This is a genomic window from Haoranjiania flava, assembly GCF_025631005.1.
GTDB classification, from domain to species: Bacteria; Bacteroidota; Bacteroidia; order Chitinophagales; family Chitinophagaceae; genus Haoranjiania; species Haoranjiania flava.
On the sequence record NZ_JAOTPL010000033.1, the window covers coordinates 1 to 15,291 of the forward strand.

14 protein-coding genes are annotated in these 15,291 nt (G+C 38.8%); 13 read left to right on the plus strand and 1 reads right to left on the minus strand.

Annotated elements, in window-relative coordinates; genetic code table 11:
- Positions 1-151 precede the first annotated feature (151 nt).
- The 3 genes from mgtE to mtaB all read left to right on the plus strand — a co-directional run bounded on the left by mgtE (position 152) and on the right by mtaB (position 3,473).
- On the plus strand, positions 152-1,558 hold the full coding sequence (mgtE, locus tag OD355_RS13345; RefSeq protein ID WP_263038991.1) for a magnesium transporter: 1,407 nt from the start codon (positions 152-154) through the stop codon (positions 1,556-1,558).
- Between the two features lie 28 nt (positions 1,559-1,586).
- On the plus strand, positions 1,587-2,084 hold the full coding sequence (locus OD355_RS13350; protein WP_263038992.1) for an asparaginase: 498 nt from the start codon (positions 1,587-1,589) through the stop codon (positions 2,082-2,084).
- A gap of 78 nt (positions 2,085-2,162) precedes the next feature.
- Entirely contained in the window at positions 2,163-3,473 is a 1,311-nt protein-coding gene (mtaB, locus tag OD355_RS13355) for a tRNA (N(6)-L-threonylcarbamoyladenosine(37)-C(2))-methylthiotransferase MtaB (protein WP_263038993.1), read from the plus strand.
- Between the two features lie 29 nt (positions 3,474-3,502).
- Here the strand turns inward: mtaB and xerA are convergent, their stop codons facing one another.
- Positions 3,503-4,339 carry a site-specific tyrosine recombinase/integron integrase gene (gene xerA, locus OD355_RS13360; protein ID WP_317619119.1) on the minus strand — a complete coding sequence of 279 codons (837 nt, stop codon included), beginning with the start codon at positions 4,337-4,339 and terminating at the stop codon, positions 3,503-3,505.
- Positions 4,340-4,521: 182 nt separating this feature from the next.
- On the opposite strand from xerA, the gene OD355_RS13365 reads away from it, so the two are divergent.
- From OD355_RS13365 to OD355_RS13410, 10 genes are all read left to right on the plus strand, one after another.
- Positions 4,522-5,223, plus strand: a complete 702-nt coding sequence (locus OD355_RS13365; protein ID WP_209390798.1) for a VIT1/CCC1 transporter family protein — start codon at positions 4,522-4,524, stop codon at positions 5,221-5,223.
- 19 nt (positions 5,224-5,242) lie between these two features.
- Positions 5,243-5,737, plus strand: coding sequence for a hypothetical protein (locus OD355_RS13370; protein WP_209390797.1), 495 nt, complete (start codon positions 5,243-5,245; stop codon positions 5,735-5,737).
- Positions 5,738-5,740: 3 nt separating this feature from the next.
- Positions 5,741-6,046, plus strand: a complete 306-nt coding sequence (locus tag OD355_RS13375) for a bestrophin family protein (protein ID WP_263038994.1) — start codon at positions 5,741-5,743, stop codon at positions 6,044-6,046.
- Complete coding sequence (locus OD355_RS13380; RefSeq protein WP_263038995.1) at positions 6,003-6,614, plus strand: bestrophin family protein; 612 nt, start codon at positions 6,003-6,005, stop codon at positions 6,612-6,614. Before OD355_RS13375 ends, OD355_RS13380 begins: the two co-directional genes overlap by 44 nt.
- Before the next feature lie 419 nt (positions 6,615-7,033).
- On the plus strand, positions 7,034-7,717 hold the full coding sequence (locus OD355_RS13385) for a response regulator transcription factor (protein ID WP_263038996.1): 684 nt from the start codon (positions 7,034-7,036) through the stop codon (positions 7,715-7,717).
- Entirely contained in the window at positions 7,717-9,084 is a 1,368-nt protein-coding gene (locus tag OD355_RS13390) for a sensor histidine kinase (protein ID WP_263038997.1), read from the plus strand. The genes OD355_RS13385 and OD355_RS13390 overlap by 1 nt, the downstream gene beginning before the upstream one ends.
- 103 nt (positions 9,085-9,187) lie before the next feature.
- The gene (locus tag OD355_RS13395) at positions 9,188-10,447 is read left to right on the plus strand and encodes a TolC family protein (RefSeq protein WP_263038998.1); all 1,260 of its coding nucleotides are present in this window, start codon (positions 9,188-9,190) and stop codon (positions 10,445-10,447) included.
- Entirely contained in the window at positions 10,444-11,451 is a 1,008-nt protein-coding gene (locus tag OD355_RS13400; RefSeq protein ID WP_263038999.1) for an efflux RND transporter periplasmic adaptor subunit, read from the plus strand. Before OD355_RS13395 ends, OD355_RS13400 begins: the two co-directional genes overlap by 4 nt.
- An 11-nt stretch (positions 11,452-11,462) precedes the next feature.
- Positions 11,463-11,762 (plus strand): DUF190 domain-containing protein, encoded by a 300-nt coding sequence (locus OD355_RS13405; RefSeq protein WP_263039000.1) that lies wholly within the window; start codon positions 11,463-11,465, stop codon positions 11,760-11,762.
- Between the two features lie 3 nt (positions 11,763-11,765).
- Positions 11,766-14,894, plus strand: a complete 3,129-nt coding sequence (locus tag OD355_RS13410) for an efflux RND transporter permease subunit (protein ID WP_263039001.1) — start codon at positions 11,766-11,768, stop codon at positions 14,892-14,894.
- Positions 14,895-15,291 lie beyond the last annotated feature (397 nt).

Here is a 15,291-nt window from a genome sequence, read left to right on the forward strand (position 1 = left end):
GTGACCATTAAAAACAGCCGCAAAGCGGCGAACTAAAATATATACACATGAAATAGCCATCACCATCATTTTAATTTTACGATCAAAAAAACACGTAAAATAATATTAACTTTGCCCTCCAACGAACCAAATGCTTTTCAATATCGAGTAAATGAGCGTAGAACTGGAACAAAACGACCTATTGCAGGAATTTGAACTACTGATTGCAGAAGGAAACAGGACAAAGATCAGTGATTTCCTCAACAACCAGAATATCAGTGATGTAGTAAAGATCATTGAGGAATACCCCGAGCATATCAGTGATATCATCCGCGACATGGCTATACACCGTTCCGCCAGCGTATTTAAAATGCTTGATTTTGCAGAGCAGAAAAACGTGATCCAGAATTTACCGCCCATTAAAACCGCAGCCCTGCTCAACGAGCTGCCGCCCGATGACCGCGTAGACTTCCTGGAAGACCTTCCCAAAAAAGCCTTGCGCGACCTGCTGAAGCTGATGCGCTACGATGAAGTACGCGTTACACTGCGCATGCTGGGCTACCCTGAAGAAAGCGTCGGGCGTTTGATGACGCCGGATTATGTGTGGGTACACCCTACCGACACCGTGGAAAAAGTATTTGAAACCATCCGAAAAGTAGGCAAGAACAGGGAAACCATTGATGTGATCTATGTGGTGGACGACAACGGTGAACTGGTAGACGACTTCAGGATCAGGGACCTGATACTGGCCAGCCCCGGCACAATGGTCAAAGATTTTACAGACGGCAGGGTGATTTCTTTAAATGTAAATGATGACCAGGAAAAAGCAGGTGAAATATTCAGGATGAACAACCGGGTGGCGCTGCCGGTAACGGATGCCAACAACATCCTGCTGGGTATTGTAACTATTGACGATATTCTCTGGGTAACCAGCGAAGAGTTCAGCGAAGACATGCAGAAAGTAGGTGGTATGGAGGCGCTGGATGAGCCTTACCTGGATACGCCATTCTTTAAACTGATTAAAAAACGCGTGGTGTGGCTGATCATATTGTTCCTCGGCGGCTTGCTCACGGCTACAGCCATGTCTTACTTTGAGGCTGAATTGCAGAAGGCAACCGTACTGGCCATATTCCTGCCGCTGATCATTGCAAGCGGCGGCAACAGCGGCTCACAGGCGTCTACGCTGGTGATACAAGCCATGTCCGTGGGCGATGTAACGCTGGCAGACTGGTGGCGCATTATGCGCAGGGAAATATTAAGCGGGCTTACTTTAGGCATCATTTTGGGCATCATTGCCATCTTCAGGGTTTCCATAGAACATGTACTGATGACCATGGGCGTGGTGCCGGATAATTACGGCGAACACTGGTTTTCTATCGCGCTGGTAGTAGGCTTTGCCATTATCTGGGTGGTGTTGTGGGGATCGCTTACCGGTTCCATGCTGCCGCTGATATTGAAAAAGTTCGGCGCTGACCCTGCCGTATCATCCGCACCTTTTGTAGCCACCATAGTAGATGTAACGGGCATTATTATTTATTTTACTACTGCTTTCATGTTTTTAGGCGGCACACTGCTATAATTTTTTCAAGCACCAAAACAAAACTGCAATGGCTATCAGAATTTTTGTAACAGGAGGAACATTTGACAAGGAATATAACGAACTTACCGGCCAATTGTACTTTAACAATACTCACCTGAAAGATCTGCTTTATATGGGAAGAAGTATGCTGAGCGTGGAAATACGCACCCTGATGATGATAGACAGTCTTTACATGACCGACAACGACCGCGAGATCATCGCCAGCCAGTGCGCCTCGGCGGATGAAGACAAAATAGTGATCACGCACGGCACCGACACCATGCAGACCACCGCGGAGTATATTGCCTCCAAAGACATCCGGAAAACCATTGTGCTCACGGGAGCTATGATACCCATTAAATTCGGCAGCTCAGACGGGTTGTTCAACCTGGGCAGCGCGCTGGCGTTTGTGCAGACATTGCCGCCGGGCGTGTATGTAGCCATGAATGGACGCTACTTTACCTGGGATAATGTACGCAAGAATAAACAGACAGGCGTGTTTGAAGAAGTAAAGCATGCCAGGTAATATCAACGCCAAAGCTGTGTATTATTTTTGAAGCACTGTAAAACCGCTGAATCTGGCCTTGGTAGCTGAATTGGCTCTGTGGACAATAACTGTTTAAATAATAAATTAATTACCGAACCATTGAAGACTGTTGCTTTTCATACTTTAGGATGTAAATTAAATTTCTCGGAGACCTCTACCCTTTCGCGCATGCTGGAGGCAGACGGCTTCCGAAAAAAATCTTTTGACGATATTGCAGACGTATACGTCATCAACACCTGCTCGGTAACAGACAATGCCGATAAGGAATGCAGGCAGATCGTGCGGCGCATTCAGCGCAAGGCCCCTGAAAGCCTGGTGGTGATCACGGGTTGCTATGCACAATTAAAACCCAAAGAAATTGCTGAGATACCCGGTGTGGATCTGGTGCTGGGCGCAGCAGAGAAATTTAATATCTCTACCCATATACGGGAGCTTGCCAAAGGCGATTCTGCCAAAATATCCAGTTGCGATATTGAAGAAGTTACCGGCTTTAACGCCTCTTACTCGCTCAACGACCGCACACGCACTTTCCTGAAGGTGCAGGACGGGTGCGACTATACCTGCTCCTTTTGCACCATTCCGATGGCGCGTGGCAAGAGCCGCAGCGACAGCATTGAAAATGTGCTGGCCAATGTACGCAGGCTTGCCGAAGACGGTAAAGTAAAGGAAATAGTGCTCACCGGTGTAAACCTGGGCGACTTCGGCAAAGGCCCCGACGGCAATAAAAAATCGGAAGAGAGCTTCTTTGACCTGGTAAAACAACTGGATGAGATTGAAGGCATAGAACGCTACCGCATTTCTTCCATTGAGCCCAACCTGCTCACCGATGAGATCATAGCTTTTGTTGCCCGGAGCAAGCGCTTTATGCCCCACTTTCACATTCCGCTGCAAAGTGGCAGCGACAAAATACTCGGCATGATGCGCCGCCGCTACAAACGCGATGTGTATGAAAGCCGCGTGCAGAAGATAAAAGAGCTGATGCCGCACTGCGCCATTGGCGTAGATGTGATTGTAGGCTTCCCCGGCGAAAGCGATGAAGATTTTAAAGAAACCTACAATTTTCTCAACAGCCTGGATATTGCCTACCTGCATGTGTTCACCTACTCAGAGCGCCCCAATACCAAAGCCCTGGAGTTTGAAGAAGTAGTGCCTGTACAGGTACGCCACGAACGCAATAAAATGCTGCGTAACCTCTCATACAAAAAAATGCAGCATTTCACCAACCAGTTTACCGGCCAGCACCGCAGAGTACTGTTTGAAGCCCACAACAAAAACGGCATGATGGAAGGGTATACCGACAACTATATCCGCCTGAGCGTGCCCTACAACGAAGAGCTGGCAGATAAGATTGTGGAGTGGAAGGTGTAAATGGGTACATGGAATAATGCATGATTTTTTTATATAAAATCTAAAGGACTTTTAATTTTAGATTTTGAAATATCAGTAATGTGTGTATAAATTTCGGTAGTTTCTATAGATCTATGCCCTAGCAACTCCTGTATAAAACGAATGTCTGTACCGTTTTCAAGCAAATGTGTAGCAAAGCTATGCCTCAGTTTGTGCGGCGTTACAGGAGATGTTATCCCGACAGTAGCAGCAGTTTTTTTTATTACAATCTGCACACTTTTTGCCGAATATTGCCCACCTTGCTGCCCTTCCAAAAGCCAAAATTTCGGTTTATATGCTTTATAATAATCACGTAAAAGTGGCAGCAGTTTCTCAGGAAGCATTACCACTCTGTCTTTATTTCCCTTTGATTCGCGAATAGTAATCGTCATTTTATTAGAATTAATATCAGAAAGCCTCAGGTTGAGCAACTCTGCCAGCCTAAGGCCGCATCCATACAAAAGGGAGATCATTGTCTTATGTTTCAGGTTGTCCGTACTTTCAATCATCCGGTGTATTTCATTTATAGATAAGTATACAGGCAACTTATGTTTCTGCCTTTTAGGGTAATAGGCATACAGATTTATTTCTCTATCAAAAACGAGTTTGTAAAATTTAACGATGGCAAACAACATTTGTTTTTGGTAAGACGGGCTAATCTTTTTTTCGTTAATAAGCCAGTATATATACTTTTCTATCAAATTTATGGTTATTGTATCCGGCTCGTATTTCCTGAAGGTTTTCAGAAAAAAACTTACACAACCTACATAGGTCTTAATGCTATTTTTGCTATAGCGCTGGATGAGCATTTTTTCTTCAAAAGATTGTAAGAAAATTGTATTTTTCATATAACATTCGTTAATCCAAAAAAGTTTTTTAAATAAAAAGATACCTATGCAATTAATAGTAATAAGGAAGAACTAAAGATACCAAAAAAAGGATTAACGAAATACATAATGGCGAGATTAACGAAATTCGTAAATTGGGGTGTTAGGCGTAATTTTACAGACACCGTACATAAACAAAGTATATGATAACAATCGACAACTATTTAGACAATCATTATATACACCGAAGCAATTGGTTGAGAGCTGCGGTGCTTGGTGCAAATGATGGAATTATTTCAATTTCAAGTCTTGCAATTGGAGTTGCTGCGGCAAGTTCTACAAGAGAGCCAATTGTGTTGGCAACAGTTGCTGGACTTGTTGCTGGTGCGTTATCTATGGCAGCAGGTGAATATGTATCGGTAAGCTCACAAACAGACACCGAAAAAGCAGACATTGAAAGAGAAATTAAAGAATTGAGAGAAATGCCGAAAGAAGAACTTAATATTTTGGCTCAAATCTATGAGAAACGAGGACTAAAAAAAGAAACGGCAATGCAAGTAGCCATTGAATTGACAGAAAAAGATGCTTTAGGAACGCACATTAGAGATGAATTAGGTATCAACGAAATTAGTCAAGCAAATCCTATTCAAGCTGCACTAGCGTCAGGGACTGCGTTTACGGTGGGTGGAGTATTGCCTCTTTTGGTCATTCTTTTTGCACCAGTCAAAGGAATGGAATATTGGTTATATGGTTCAACTATCGTTTTTCTAATAATTTTAGGAGCATTAGCAGCAAAAACGGGTGGTTCAAGTATTCCAAAAGCAATTTTGCGAATTACCATTTGGGGGACAATCGCTATGGGGTTATCTGCATTAGTTGGTTATATATTCGGAGTTAGAGTATAATTTTAAAAATTAAATAATTATGAACGGAGCACATTGGCATTTAGTGGTAAATCATTTACCCATCATTTTCCCTATCGTGGGAGTAATCGTAATGATTACAGGACTCATTTCAAAATCGGAAGCGGTAAAGCGAACGGCATTTATGATTTTTATTCTCGGTGCATTAGCTTCAATAGCAGCAATGACAACTGGCGAAGGTGCAGAAGAGATTGTAGAAAAAATAAATGGAGTAACCGAAAATTATATTGAAAGCCACGAAGAAACAGCCGAAACATTTGCTTTGCTTTCTTATATTTTAGGTAGCATTTCTTTACTTGGACTTTGGGCAAGCTTTAAACAAAAAACATTTTCAAATATTATTGCAATTGTGACATTAGTATTTGCATTTGTAGTACTGTTTTTTGGCAAACAGACAGGAACAACTGGTGGAGAAATAAGACACACAGAAATAAGAAGCGGAAACAGTATTCCTGCGATAGAAAATAATAATGATGAAAAAGATAAAGACGACTAACATATGATAAAAACAGAAAAGCAAGGCTTACTTCAATTACTAAAAATTGCAACACCGTATTTAATCATCACAACGGTTTATGCAATTATTGTGCTTGGGCTTGAAGAATATTTTGGCGACCACATTTACAAAATTTCAGGTCAAATAGGTTCTGTATTTGGACTTGCAGTTGCTTTTTTCTTGGGTTTCAGAATGAATTCGGCTTATGACAGATGGTGGGAAGCCCGAAAAATTTTTGGAGAACTAACGAATAACACTCGAAGTTTTGTTGCAAAAAAAGGAAATCCAACAACAATATTTCAAACTTGAAGCCCACAAATTAATTGAATTGAGCATTTTATACATTCGTCAATTAAAAAATGAAATGCACAACAATTTTAAACCCACTTTTAACGAAGAAGCAATTGCAATTCTAAACGAGTTTAAAATAAATAGTGAAAATAAAATTTCAAACGAAATATTGGTGGCAATCACAAAGCGAATTGAAGACAATTTTACTTCAAAAGCAAACATTGAAAAAGGAGATTTAATGCAACATATCAATCGGTTTTATGACATTCAAGGAAAAGCTGAAAGAATAAAGAACACACCTTTTTTGATGATTTACAGTGCATTTACCAAAATAATTGTGAGCTTTTATGTCATACTTATTCCATTATTTATTGGCGACATTGACTTGGGTGGCGAAGACAGTGGATTTGAGTTTTTGGCTATTCCAATAATGGTAATTATTAGTACAGCATTTTTGACAATTAATAAGTTAGCTAACTTATTTGGCGAACCGTTTTCTGAAAATAAAAAGACTTCTGTAACAATAGATGAAATTTGCAAAACAATAGAACAAAATTGTAACGAAGTAAAAGACAAACTGAAATAAAAAACTACGCCTAACAGCAGTTTGGCAAAATGGCGGGTTCAGTGCTAAATTCAACGGCAGTTCTTCGATTGAACTTTTGTACAAAACTGAACATTTGTGCTTCGATTTCCGCCACTTCGCCAAGCTGCAAACCGTTACCAGCAAGCGTAGAAAACGACACGTCCACCAAAAAACGACCTTAACTCGACCGACAATTTCGCTGTTCATTGACACAAACCGACCTGACTTTGCCGACACTCAAGTCGACCCAAATGGTTTTAAAAATTTTCCCACCGCACAAAAAAATTAAAGGTTTTATGCCTGCCCGCATTGGCACATTTGGTTTTGCCCGATACACAAGCCCAACGCTTCGCAAAACCAAAAGAGCCAATTTTGCCAACGCACATAATGACCGTTAAGATTGAAAATGTAACTTTGCAATGATGAATATTTTAATTATAGAAGACGACATAAGAATTGCTGAACTTATCCAAAGAGGACTTCAAGAGCAAGGTTTTGTTCCGACTTTAGCGTATGACGGACTTTCAGGGAAGAAACTGGCTTTGCAAAATGACTACAACCTGATTATTACAGATATTATTTTGCCGAAAATGGACGGACTGGATTTGTGCAAAGAGATAAGACAGTCCAAACCGAATACACCAATTATTATGCTCACCGCATTAGGCACAACGGACGACAAAGTAGAAGGTTTTGACGCAGGTGCTGACGATTATTTAGTAAAACCTTTTGAAATGCGAGAGCTTTTAGTTCGCATTCGTGCATTGCTGAAACGACACAACAAAACAGCAAGCAATTCAGGCAACACATTAAAATATGCCGATCTTGAAATGAATTTGCATACAAAAATTGTAAAAAGAAATGGACAAGAAATAAACCTTACACCAAAGGAATTTAATCTCTTGGAATATATGCTACAAAATCCTGAACGGGTTTTATCCAGAGTTGAGATAGCCGAAAAGGTTTGGGATACACATTTTGACACTGGCACTAATTTCATTGATGTTTACATTAACTATTTGAGAAAGAAAATTGAAAAGGATTTTGACAAAAAGCTCATTCATACCAAATCAGGAATGGGCTTTATTTTGAAAATAGAATAATGAAAATCAAGACACGTCTTACCATTTTATTTACTCTCATTACTGCTGCTATTTTATTAGCATTTGCTTCTGTAATTTATATTTCAGCAAAGGAAAACCGTGAAAAGGAATTTTACTCATTGCTAAAAAAAGAAGCTCTGACAAAGGCAAATTTATTTTTCAATGCAAAAGTAGAAACACAAACCCTTCAAGACATTTATAAAAACAATCGGCAAATTTTGAATGAAGTTGAAGTTGCCATTTACGACAGCAGTTTTAATTTACTTTATCACGATGCAGTTGATATTGACTATGTAAAGGAAACACCTGAAATGATAAACGAGATTTATCAAAAAAGAGAAAAGCAGTTTTATCAGGAAGATTGGCAAGTTATTGGTTTGCGTTATGAATTTGAAAACAAAAACTATATTATCACCGCTACTGCCATTGACCAATACGGCTATAATAAGTTAGACAGTCTGCTAAAAAACAGCATTGTTGTTTTTGTCATTTCTATTTTATTCATCTACGTAGCAGGACGATTTTTTTCCAAAAGAGCTTTTGACCCTGTAAAAGAAATGACTGAAAAAACTAAGGTAATTTCCGCTACCAACTTGGATTTGCGTTTGAACAGCAACGGCAGTAAAGACGAACTTTCCGAACTGGCAAACACATTCAATGAAATGTTGAGCCGACTGGAAAATTCTTTTGATGCACAAAAGAATTTTGTTTCCAACATTTCCCACGAATTGCGGACACCACTTGCAGCTATTATTACCGAATTGGAACTTTCTGCCAACAAAGAAAAAAACGCAGAAGAATATAAAACCGCTATCAATAACGCTTTGAACGATGCAAAAAAATTAGTACGCCTTTCAAACAGTTTGTTGGATTTGGCAAAAGCAAGTTACGACCCTGCCGAAATTTCATTTAAGCCAATCCGTATTGATGAAATTCTGTTAGATGCAAGACAACAAGTACAAAAGGTAAATTCTGATTACAAAATTGATATTCACTTTGAAAATGATTTTGAAAACGACAATCAAATATCCGTAAACGGTAATGAATATCTTTTGAAAGTGGCTTTTGTAAACCTGTTTGAAAACGGCTGTAAATTTTCAAACAACAAGCAATGTAACGTTTCTGTATTTTTTGAAAACGAAAAAATGAAACTTTGTTTTACAGACAAAGGCATTGGCATTTCGGAAGATGATTTAAAAAATATCTTCGTTCCGTTTTATCGTGGCGACAATAAAAACATTGCAGACGGTAACGGTATTGGACTTTCACTAACTCAAAAGATAATTCATTTACATAAAGGCAGTATTTCCGTTCAATCCAAACAGCTCCAAGGAACAACTTTTACCGTTGATTTACAGACCATTTAAACTGCTCTAATAAAATTCTAATTTTTTTCTATCGGTTTTCTAACAGTCTTTTTTAATTCGTTGGCTGACTTTTGCACCCGAATAATGATTTCAATTCGGTGCAATGAAGTGTATTTTAAAATTTGTTTTCGGTGTTCTTTTATATTTTGTGTTTTGCAATTTCGCAAATGCACAAAATAATTATACCCTACAAAAAGCACTGCAAACGGCAAAGGCGAACAACCCCTATCTTAAAACCGAACAATTAAACATTGGTATTGCTCAGACCGATATTATTACCGCTAAACTTCGGCCCAATCCGATTTTGAACAATCAATCTTTGCAGTTAATGCAACCTTCGCAATTTCCTGCAAGCACGGATTGGTCTAACGGACAAAACAGACAGGTTTCGTGGCAATTGACCAAACCCTTTCAAGTGGCAGGACAACGTAAATACAAAATTGATGTTGCCAAAAAGAATGTTTCGTTTGCGGAAAATAATTATTTAGAAACTGAACGCAATCTTTTTTCGGAAGTAGCCGCAAAATGGTTGGAAGTATGGACGGTACAAAAGCAATTAGAAATTATACAAATTGCTAAAAGCAATATTGACAGCTTGGTTTTAACAAACCAAATCCGTTACAAAAATCAGGTAATCACGCAAACTGATTTATACCGTACAGAACTTTTATCAAAACAATATGCCATTCAATACAAAACAGCTTTGCAAGAGGTTATTAATCGCCAAAATGAATTGAAATTTTTGTTAGGTGTTCAGGAAAATTTAAGTATTGACACGAATGATAATTTTCTATTTACAATGCCTCAAAGTATTGACAGTTTGCTGAAACAATCCTTGCAAAACAGAAGCGATATACAAACTGTAAAATCATTGATTGATGTTTCAAACAGTAATATAAAATTGCAAAAATCGCTTGCCTTTCCACAACCCGAATTAGGTTTTATCTGGAACCCTCAAAATACCATCCCCTATTTCGGAATTTATGCCACCGTTGATTTGCCGTTCTTCAACCGCAATCAGGGAGAAATCAAAAAATCCTATCTATTGAAAGACCAAGCCGAAACACAATTATTTACAATTCAGTCACAAATTCAAACAGAAATTTCGGTTGCTTTTTCCAATTATCAGTTACAACAGCAAAACCTTGAAAGTTTTAATGTGCTTTTGCAACAATCGCAAACCATTTTGGATAATGTAAAATACGCTTATTTAAAAGGTGGAACTACAATCATAGATTTTCTGGAAGCACAACGCAGTTGGTTGGAAACACAGCAACAATACTATAATGCAATGCAAGCATACAGACAAAGCTACATTCAATTGCTTTACGCAACAGGTTTAATCAATCAATTGGCATTATGATGAAAAATTTAATTTACATATTCTTCTCGCTCTTATTACTCTCTGCTTGTGGAGGAAAAGAAAAGAAAGTATCAGAAAAACAAACTACCCCGACTGTTAGCAATAACGGAACAACGATTTCTTTTCCTGATGCTGAAAGTATTGCGTTCTTCAAAACCGAAAAAATCAGCAGCAGCAACATCGAAGCAGAATTAAACGCTCCGGGCAAGATTGCAGCGACAGTTTTACCATCGGGCGAAGGTGCTTCGCAAAACATTATTTTGTTTGATAATTCTGAACTGGCTGGAAACTACACGCAGTTAATCCAACATCAAATTAATATCAGTCAAATTCAGAATATCAACATCAAACAAAAACAATTGGAATTAGAGCGAACCAAAGATTTACACTTACACGGTGCAGCCACAGGGCAGGATTTACTGAATGTTCAGACCGCTTTATCAATGGAGCAAACCAATCTTGCCAACGAGAAAGCCGCTTTAATTGAGCACGAAACCAAATTAAAATCAGGCGGATTTAATCCGGAAGTTTTACGCAAAGCCAAAGCAGGAACTGCTTTTATCATTTGTGATATTCCCGAAAATCAAATCAGCAAAATTGAAGAAGGACAAATTTGCAACATTGCTTTTACAGCATTTCCAAACGAAAAATCCACTGGTAAAATAGATGCGGTTGCCGATATGGTGGACAATATCACCCGAATGGTAAAAGTGAGAATTTCCATAAACAACGCAACAAGCAAATTGAAATCGGGAATGTTTGCAAACATTTCCTTTGGTTTGAGTGAAGGAAATTTTATCAGTATTAGCAAAACTTCGTTGGTAACTGTTCAGGGTAAAAATTATGTGTTCGTGAAAAAATCAGCTACTGAATTTGAACGCAAAGAAATACAGACAGGACAACAAATTGGCGACAGAGTAATTGTTTTCAACGGACTGAATGACGGTGATGAAATTGCTGTTGAAGGCGTAATGCAATTAAAAGGATTATCATTCGGCTACTAAAATTTATTTCAATGATACAAGCACAAATCTACATTGACAAAGACGAACTGAAAGGGACAAAACCCTTGCATCAGTTCATTATGCAATTGCTGATTGATAATGGAATAGCAGGAGCAACTTCATTTGTCGGTCATTCAGGTTTTGGCAGACATCACCGTTTGAAGCAACCTGCCCAACATTTTTCATTTGATGAAACGCCAATGCTCATCGCATTTATAGATGAAGACAAAAAAGTAAAAAAAGCATTAACCGAATTAAGAAAGCAATACAGAGGTGGGTTTATTGTAACTCACGTTGTTGAGCAATGGTAAGTTATGATTAAAAATCTTCTCATATTTTCTCTTAAAAATCGCTGGCTGGTAGTGGCGTTTAGTTTTGCATTAATGGCTGTCGGCTATTATTGCTTTACCCAACTAAAAATTGAAGCATATCCTGATATTGCCGATACCAATGTAATTATCGTTGCTCAACATCAAGGTCGTGCAGCCGAAGAAGTAGAACAACAAGTTACCGTTCCCATTGAAAGAGCATTACAAAACACGCCTAATGTTTTAGACCGAAGAAGCCGAACAATTTTTGGATTGTCAGTTGTGCAACTCACCTTCAAAGACGGCACAGACGATTATTTCGCAAGACAGCAAGTAATGGAGCGTTTAGCCACAGCCGAATTGCCCGATGGTGTTTCGCCTGAACTGGCTCCACTTTCAACTGCCGTTGGCGAAATATTCCGTTATGTAGTGGAAGCACCGCCAAGTTTTTCGCCAATTCAAATCAGAGATTTGCAGGATTGGGTAATTAAACCCTATTTACTGCAAACCGCAGGTGTTGCAGATATTATAACATTTGGCGGACCTTTGAAGCAATTCCATATTCTTACCTATCCCGATAAATTACGCAAATACAATCTTACACTTGCTGATGTAGAAAATGCGATAGTGGCGAACAATCAAAACACAGGCGGAAACATTATTGAGCGAGGCGGACAAGGTTTTGCCGTTCGTGGATTGGGAGCAATAAAAAATGAAAACGACATTGAAAACATTGTATTAAAATCTGAAAACGGAGTTCCTGTTTTTGTGCGAGATGTGGCAAGCGTAGAAATTGCACCGCCACCACCAAGCGGAGTTTTGGGTTACACTGTTACAGATGACAGCGTAAATGTAAACAACGGAGTAGAAGGAATTATTTTGCTTCGCAGATACGAAAACCCAAGTGAAGTTTTAGCCGAACTCAAAAAACGTATTGAAGATTTACAAGAACACGAATTGCCCGAAGGCGTAAAAATCAGAACGCTTTACGACCGCAGTTTTTTGATTGACCATTCTTTGCACACTGTTGGTAAAACTTTGTTTGAAGGCGTTAGTATTGTTATCATCATTTTAATTTTCTTTTTGGGAAGTGCAAGAAGTGCGTTGGTTGTAGCATTGACTATTCCTTTCTCCTTGTTGTTTGCATTTATCATTATGCGATTTACAGGCATTCCTGCCAATTTACTTTCATTGGGTGCAATTGATTTTGGTATAATCGTGGACGGTGCGGTAGTAATGGCGGAACATCTAATTCGGAAATACAGAACCGCAAGACCCGAAGAAAAGGAAAATGGAATTGTTCATATTACCTTGCTTTCAGCCCAGGAAGTAGGGAGGGAAATTTTCTTTTCAGTAACGATTATCATTTTGGCTTATATGCCCATTCTTTTAATGACAAGAGTTGAAGGCAAACTTTTTTCGCCTATGGCTCTGACGTTGGCATTTGCAGTTATCGGTTCAATGATAGCCGCTTTAACTTTTATTCCTGTTTTGATTTCGTTTGTTTACAATAAAGCAATTTCAAATCCCGACAAACCTTTTAAAGAACATCGTAATAAAATCCTTGAGTTTGTAGAAAATAATTATGGTAAATTGATTTCAAGAATTTTAAAACACTATAAAAAAACTGTTCTTATCGGGTTTGGAATAGTATTGTTGCTTATTTCATTCGGTTTGAAATTAGGAACAGAGTTTTTGCCCGAATTAGATGAGGGTTCTATCTTTCTTCGAGGCAATTTTCCAGCGGGAATTACCATTCAAGAAAATGCCAAGTATGCACCAAAAATCAGAAGCATTATTTCTAAATATACTCAAATTGCTTTTGTCATTACACAAACAGGACGAAATGATGATGGCACAGACCCATTCCCTGCCAATCGAAATGAAATTTTAATCGGGTTAAAAGATTATCATTTATGGAGTGATACTATTTCAAAAAAGGAATTAGTAAAACAAATACGAACAGAATTAGAAAATGAATTGCCAAGTGTAAAATTTACATCGGGGCAACCCATCATTGACCAGGTAATGGAAATCGTTACAGGAAGTGCTGCCGACCTTGCCGTTTCTATTGTAGGCGATGATTTGGTAATGATGCGAAGCAAGGCTGACAGTATTGCCAACATTGTAAAAGCAATGCAGGGAAGCGAAGGAGTGAATATTGAGCAGGAAGGAACACAAGAGCAACTTGCCATAAAAATAAACCGTGAATATGCTGCACGTTACGGCATTAATGTTTCTGACATTCAGAATATGATTGAAGCTGCTATCGGTGGTAAAAATATTTCGGTGTTGTATGACGGAACTAAACGCTACGATATAGTGATTCGTTATTTACCGCAATTCCGAAACAACATTGACGAAATTAAAAAACTCCTTGTTCCTTCTGCTAATGGCTCACTAATTCCTATGGAACAATTAGCCGAGATAAATTTTGTGGAAGGACAAACCAATATTTACCGATACAATAACAAAAGAATGGTAACGGTAAGAACAAACATAAGAGGCAGAGACCAAGGCGGTTTTGTGAAAGAACTGCAAAAGAAGATTGAAAATGAAATTCACATTCCGAAAGGGTATGAAATAGTATATGGCGGACAGTATGAAAATCTGGAAAGAGCAGGAAAGCAATTGGCATTAACAATTCCGCTGACTTTGATAATGGTTTTTGTTTTTCTCTTTATACTTTTCAAAAATTTCAAGCATACGCTAATAACATCAAGCTGTGTATTGTTTGCTCTTGCTGGTGGAATTATTGCTTTACTCATTCGTGGATATTATTTTAATGTTTCCGCAGGTGTTGGCTTCGTTTCCATTTTTGGAATTTCAGTAATGGCAGGTGTGCTATTAGTTTCGGCATTGAACAGGGCGACATTTAGCAATTTAATTTCACAGACGCTCATCAACCAGACATCTAAGGAACAATTACGGGCAATACTTTCTATCCTTGTATTAGCCATTTTAGGACTTGTTCCTGCTGCTATTTCGAGCGGTATTGGTTCAGACGTTCAAAGACCATTGGCAACCGTTATCATTGGCGGACTGACAAGCACGTTAATTTTTGCACCGATACTGATACCGCCATTATATTGGTGGATAAATAAGAATAGAAATAATCGTAGGAAAAAAGAATAGCAACCGCACAGGGTCAAGCACATTTGCAATTACTCACGAATGTTTTTATTTCTTTTTGGTGTTCGGGAACTTCGTTTCGCACAAGCCCACGCACAGACCAAAAATTGCAAAAGAGCTTGCCCCTTTTCCACCCTGACAAAAACTTCATTTTTTTTCTTCCTTCCCTTCTAAAATTTTTAAAACCGCCACATAAAGACATAAACTCAGGCCTAACAACGACAGCGAAACCCTTTACGGACCTGACTTTCACGACACGGACAACAGAACGCCAGCTGGTAACAGCGGTTTTGCATAATGGCGGTTGACGTGCTTCGTTGACACTTTTGTGCTATATTTGAACTGTGTGCTTCGTATCGACTTTGGTGGTATAAATCCGCCACTACGCAAAGCCGCAAAA